This window comes from Aminobacter sp. P4_D5, assembly GCF_056401815.1.
Genome location: NZ_JBFUIP010000399.1, coordinates 1 through 1164 on the forward strand (window position 1 = coordinate 1; position 1164 = coordinate 1164).

At 68.2% G+C, this 1164-nt stretch carries 1 protein-coding gene and 1 pseudogene; both read right to left on the bottom strand.

Going from position 1 to position 1164, the window contains the following annotated elements; translation table 11 throughout:
* Positions 1 to 397, bottom strand: a pseudogene (locus AC1DWF_RS32225) (Zn-dependent hydrolase); the annotation flags it as partial.
* A partial coding sequence (locus AC1DWF_RS32230; protein ID WP_476842597.1) for a M20/M25/M40 family metallo-hydrolase occupies positions 390 to 1164 on the bottom strand: 775 nt, incomplete at its 5' end. The pseudogene AC1DWF_RS32225 and the gene AC1DWF_RS32230, both read right to left, overlap by 8 nt.

The window sequence follows — 1164 nt, forward strand, 5'->3', positions numbered from 1 at the left end:
CAGCAACCTGGCCGATCATGCTGCGGCTGCCGAGAAAGCTGCCGAAATGCGCCTCCTCATCGGCGAAGGCGACGACATCCACCGGCAGCCCTGCCCGCGCCAGCGCGAGGCCGGCGAGCACGCCCAGCGCGCCGTCCAGCCAACCCGCCTCGTTCTGCGTCTCGATATGGCTTCCGACCAACAGCCGCGGCCCTTCGCCACTGTGCTTGCCGAGCACGTTGCCGATGCCGTCGATGCTGGGCTCCAGCCCCACCTCCGCCATTCGGTTCATGAGCCAGCGGCGGCTTTCCATGTCCTGCGGCGTATAGGTCGGGCGGTGCACGCCCGTCTTGAACTCGCCGATTTTCCGGAGCTCGTGGAGATCGGCGAGGAACCTGATGGTATCGACCTCAGCCACGCAGATAGGCCTCCGCGGCGTCCGCGAGGATACGGATGTTCAGCGCCAGATCTTCCTCCTTCGTGTCCTCGGCCCAATGGTGGCTGATGCCGTTGATCGAGGGCGTAAAGAGCATCGCCGACGGCATCACGCGGGCCATGTACTGCGCGTCGTGGCCGGCGCCGCTGGGCATGTGCTGCCACTGGCCGTTGGCATGCTTGGTCGCGGCCTCCGCGAGCGTCGCCTGCATCGCGGGATCGCAGGGCGCGGGCTTGCTGCGGCTCATCACCTCGACGGTGGAGACGGTGCGCTCGGTGCGGTTCATCTCCTGCACGACGGACCGCAGGCAGGCCTCCAGGCGCCCCAGCACCTCCTCGCTGATGTCGCGGAATTGGAAGAGCACCTCGGCCTTGCCCGGGATGATCGAGGGCGCGCCGGGGTCGAGCGCGATGCGCCCGCAGGTCCAGACCGTGCGCGGGCCGCAGAGCATGGGGAACTCCCGGTCGATCCGCGCCAGCATGCGCACAGCGGTGAGGCCGGCATCCTTGCGCTCGGCCATGGTGGTACCGCCTGCATGGTCCTGCATGCCCTCGATCAGGATGCGGAACTGCCAGATGGCGACGATGCCAGTGACGACGCCCGCGCGCAGGCCCTGGGATTCCAGCTGCGTGCCCTGCTCGATATGSAKCTCGAARAAGCCCTTRTAGCGGGCGGGATCGAGGCGCAGCCGCGGCTTGCCTTCGAGGCCCGCCTCCTTCAGCGCCTGGCGCAACGGCTTGCCGTGGTAG